The following is a 5,081-nucleotide window of genomic DNA, read 5'->3' on the forward strand; positions in this document are numbered from 1 at the left end:
CTCGGCCACTCGCTGGTGTACCAGCGGCGTTGCCGGATAGCCCGAGTCGCTGCGGTTCCAGAGCTGCCCGATGACTTCGCGCTCCTCGCGGTCGAGCATGTCCAGCTCTCCCAGGCGAGCGTCAGGCATCGCCAGGATCGCATCCAGCAGGTTCTGCCAATGCCGTACCAGGCGCTCTGCGGTCGAAGCATCGAATAGATCGGTCGCATAGACCAGCGCCGCCCAGATGTCCGACTCGGACTCACAGGTATCCAGCACCAGGTCGAACTGCGCCGTATGGCTTTCCCACGCCTGCTCTTCGATGCTCAGTCCCGCGACTTCCGGCAAGCCGTGCTCGCCCCGCTCCGCCTGGTAGTTGAATAGCACCTGGAACAGCGGGCTGTGGCTGAGACTGCGCTCCGGTTGCAAGGCTTCCACCAGTTGCTCGAACGGCAAGTCCTGGTGCGCCTGCGCCTCCAGCGAGCGCTGGCGAACCTGGTGCAGCAATCGGTCGAACCCCATCTGCCCATCGATGTCGGCCTTGAGCACCTGGGTGTTGACGAAGAACCCGATCAGTCGCTCGGTTTCGACCCGGTTGCGATTGGCGACCGGCACGCCGACACGGATATCCGACTGACCGCTGTAGCGATACAGCAGCGCCTGGAACGATGCCAGCAGCAACATGAAGGTACTCGCACCCTGCCGTTGGGCAAGCGCCTTCAGCCGCCTGGCCCGCTCGGCGCCGAGTTCGAACTCCAGCCGCGCGCCGCGAAAGCTCTGCTCCGCAGGACGGGGACGATCGAACGGCAGCTCCAGCACCGGCTGTTCGCCACCCAGCAGGCCGATCCAGTACGCCAACTGGCGCTCCCTCTCTCCGGCCTCCATCCATTCGCGCTGCCAGACGGCATAGTCCGGATACTGTATCGGCAGCGCCGGCAGGGCCGCTTCGCGCCCCTGGCTGTAGGCGGCATAGAGCTGGACCAGCTCTTCGACCATCAACTGCATCGACCAACCGTCGGAGACGATATGGTGCTGGACCATGACCAGAACATGGTCATTCGGAGCCACTTCGAACAGACTGATCCGCAGCAACGCATCCGTCCGTAGGTCGAAGGGCCTGGCCATCTCCGCTTCGACTGCCGCCCTGAGCGACGCGTCATCGACATTCGCCAGGTTATGCCGGGAAACCTGCAACTGCCCATCGGCGTCCACCACCTGAACGGTACGCAGGCCTTCCTGGCGGAAGCGGGTACGCAACGACTCGTGACGCTGTGCGAGGCGCTCGAAACTGCGCTGTAGCGCGACGACATCGAGGCCGCCGCGCAAGCGCAGGGCGGCGGGAATGTGATAGGCCGCGCTCTCCGGTTCCAATTGCCAGAGGAACCACTGGCGCTCCTGTGCATAGGACAACGGCAGCGGCTGCTCGCGGGTAACGGGCATGATCGGCGGAACCTCCGCCGGTTTCTCGCCCAGGCTCTCGACGAATCCCTGCAGGACCGGCTGCTCGAAAAGGCTCTTCAGGCTGACTTCGATACCGAGATCCTGGCGAATCCGCGAGACCAGGCGCGTCGCCAGCAGCGAGTGTCCGCCCAATTCGAAAAAGTTGTCGGTCAGGCCGACCCGTTCGACGCCCAGCAACTCGCCCCATATCGCGGCCACGTCTTTCTCCAGCGCGCTCGCCGGCGCCATGTGGTGGCGTTGCATCAGGCCGGCATCCGGCTTCGGCAGCGCCCGACGGTCCAGCTTGCCATTTGGACTGAGCGGCATCCGCTCGAGGAACAGCAGGTGCGAGGGCACCATGTAGTCCGGTAGCGAGGCCCGTAGCGCTGTGCGGATACGCTCGCGCAAAGCCGGCTGGCGAGTTTCGTCCTCGCCCCCCTCAGCCACCAGGTAGGCCACCAGTTGACCGTCCAGCGCAAGAGCCGCCGCTTCGCGTATTCCCTCCAAGTCCAGGAGGCGGGCTTCGACCTCCCCCAGCTCGATGCGGAAGCCGCGGATCTTCACCTGATGGTCGGCACGCCCCATGTACTCGATCACGCCGTCACCGCGTCGGCGCGCCAGGTCGCCGGTCCGGTAGAGCCTCGAGCCCGGTTCGCCGAAGGGGTCGGGCAAGAAGCGCTCGGCGGTCAAGCCGGGCCGATCGTGGTAGGCACGGGCCAGCCCGGCACGGCTGGCGATATAAAGCTCGCCTACCGCCCCTACGGGCAGTAGGCCGAGATGTTCATCCAGCACCAGCAACGTACGGCCGGGTAGCGCCTGGCCGATAGGACTGGCATTGCCCACCCGGGCGTTCTCGGCGGAACAATCGAAGACGCTGGACACCACCGTGGCCTCGGTCGGTCCATAGGTATTGAGCAACCTCACCCGGCCCATGCCGGCTTGCCGCCAGAGCTTCGGCCCCTCCAGTGGCATGGCTTCGCCACCGATGTGGATCTGCCGCAAGGCACCGTAGGAACGCCGTGGCTCGGCCAGGGCATCGAGCAGGAACAGGTTCCAGTACGCCGTGGGCAGGTCGGCAAGGGTCACGCCCTGCTCGACTATCTGCCGATACAGCTCACCGGTATCCCAGAGGTCGCCGCCACGCAGGACCACGCAGGCACCACGGGTCAGCGCCGGATAGAGCTGTTCGACGAAGCCGTCGAAACTCAGGGTGGCGAACTGCAATATCCGATCCTCCGGGGTGAGCGCGGAATAACCACTGGCGATACGCGAGAACTGCGCAAGCGCCGCATGGCTGATGGCCACGCCCTTGGGTTTTCCGGTGGAGCCGGAGGTGTAGATCACATAGGCCAGGTTCTCCGGCCGCAGGTTCACCACCGGATCATCCGTGGACACCGACGCGTCCCGTTCCAGGCGGTCGATGGAGAGCACCTCCAGCCCTTCGTGCAAAGGCAGCCCGGGCAGCAAATGCTCCTGGCTGAGCAACAAGCCGACGGCGCTGTCCTCGAGCATGTGACGCAAACGGTCCTGCGGATAGGTCGGGTCCAGCGGCACATAGGCACCACCGGCCTTGAGGATCGCCAGCAGACCGACCACCATGTCCAGCGAGCGCTCGACGGCGATTCCCACCAGCACATCGGGACCGACGCCACGCGCTATCAGGCAGTGAGCCAGACGATTGGCGCGGGCGTTGAGCTCGGCGTAGCTCAAGGCCTGCCCCTCCAGCGCCAGTGCTTGCGCCTGCGGACGCAGACGGGCCTGCTCCTGGATCTGCAACTGGACCAGGGGCGGCAACCCACCCTCGTCGGCGTTCTCTGCCCAGGCCCGCAACAGGCAATCGCGCTCCTCGTCCAGCAACAGCGGCAACTCGGCGACCGGCCGGCCCGGTTCGGCCACGATGCCGCGCAGGAGATTCTGCCAGTGCCGAGCCAGGCGCTCGACGGTCGAGGCCTCGAACAGATCCGTGGCATAGCCGAACGATGCCCAGATACCGTCCTCGGCCTCGTGCACGTCCAGCGTCAGGTCGAAGGCCACGGAGCTGCTCCGCCACTCCATCCGCTCCAGCGACAGGCCTGGCAGTTGCACGCCCTGGTTGGCCGAACGAGAGTCGGCCTGGTGATTGAACATGACCTGGAACAACGGGTTGTGGCCGAGGCTGCGTTCCGGCTGCAAAGCCTCCACCAGTTGCTCGAACGGCAGGTCCTGGTGCGCCTGTGCCTCCAGCGCGCGCTGGCGGGCCTGGGCCAGCAACTCGTCGAAACCCATCCGGCCATTGATGTCGGCCTTGAGCACCTGGGTGTTGACGAAGAAACCGATCAGCCGCTCGGTTTCAACCCGGTTACGGTTGGCGATCGGCACGCCGACACGGATATCCGCCTGTCCGCTATAGCGATGCAACAGCGCCTGGAAGGAAGCCAGCAACAGCATGAACATGGTCACACCCTTGCGCTGAACCAGCTGTTTCAAGGCAAGGGCCAGGTGTGGCTCCAGCTCCAGGTCCAATTGCGCTCCACGATAGCTGCGCAGCGGCTGCCGCGGGTGATCGAGGGGCAACTCGATCACCGGCTGCTCGCCGCCCAGCAGGCCGGTCCAGTACGCCAACTGGCGCTCCTTTTCCCCCGCCTCCATCCAGCTGCGCTGCCACAGGGCGTAGTCCGCGTACTGGATCGGCAGGGCCGGCAACCCCACGTCGAGCCCTTGGCTATAGGCGGCATAGAGCTGGACCAGTTCCTCGACCATCAATTGCATCGACCAACCGTCGGAGACGATATGGTGCTGGACCATGACCAGCACATGCTCGTCGGCGTCCACCTCCAGCAAAGTCACCCGCAGTAACGGTCCCTGTTCGAGATCGAAGGGTCGTGCGATCTCCGCCTCGACCCGCTCCAGCAATCGCTGTTCGTCGAGTCCCCGNCATGACCAGCACATGCTCGTCGGCGTCCACCTCCAGCAAAGTCACCCGCAGTAACGGTCCCTGTTCGAGATCGAAGGGTCGTGCGATCTCCGCCTCGACCCGCTCCAGCAATCGCTGTTCGTCGAGTCCCCGTTGCACTTCGACTTCGAGCGGCAGCGAGACGTCGGCGGAGACGACCTGCACCCATTCATCACCCATCCGCGCGATCCGCGTGCGCAGGCTTTCGTGCCGCTCGACGAGCGCCGCGAAGCTGCGCTGCAAGGACGCAATGTCCAACCTGCCGCGCAGGCGCAGGGCGGTAGGAATGTGGTAGGCGGAACTCTCCGGCTCCAGCTGCCAGAGGAACCACTGCCGCTCTTGGGCATAGGACAGCGGCAGGTTGTCCATCTCCTGGCGAGTCTGCGGGATCGGCAGGCGGGCGAAGCTCATGCCCTTGGCCTGGACACGCTGATAGAACAATTTCTGCTGCGCCAGAGGCAGGCGAACGAAGCGGGACACGAGGTCCAGGTTTGGATTGGAAAGCATGGGTCAGATCGCCTCTAGTTCGCTCATGAATTCACGAAGGTCATCGAAATCGGTGTCATTGCTGGAAGTCTGCGCCGCGGCAAGCTCGGCATAGGCTTGCAGCGACTCGGTCTGGAACAGCGCCGCCAGCGGCAGCTCCACGCCGACCTCGCTCTGCATCCGGGCAGTCACCTGGATCGCCAGCAACGAGTGGCCGCCAAGCTCGAAGAAGTTGTCGTCGAGC

At 65.0% G+C, this 5,081-nt stretch carries 1 protein-coding gene and 1 pseudogene; both read right to left on the reverse strand.

Annotated features, from left to right (window positions below; genetic code table 11):
* Positions 1 to 4,762: pseudogene (locus LT948_RS32865) on the reverse strand (amino acid adenylation domain-containing protein); the annotation flags it as partial.
* Positions 4,763 to 4,861: 99 nt separating this feature from the next.
* The coding region (locus LT948_RS32875; RefSeq protein ID WP_034002903.1) for a phosphopantetheine-binding protein at positions 4,862 to 5,081 on the reverse strand (220 nt) is incomplete at its 5' end.

This window comes from Pseudomonas sp. CP-1 (assembly GCF_021213715.1).
In the GTDB taxonomy this organism is placed as follows: domain Bacteria; phylum Pseudomonadota; class Gammaproteobacteria; order Pseudomonadales; family Pseudomonadaceae; genus Pseudomonas; species Pseudomonas aeruginosa.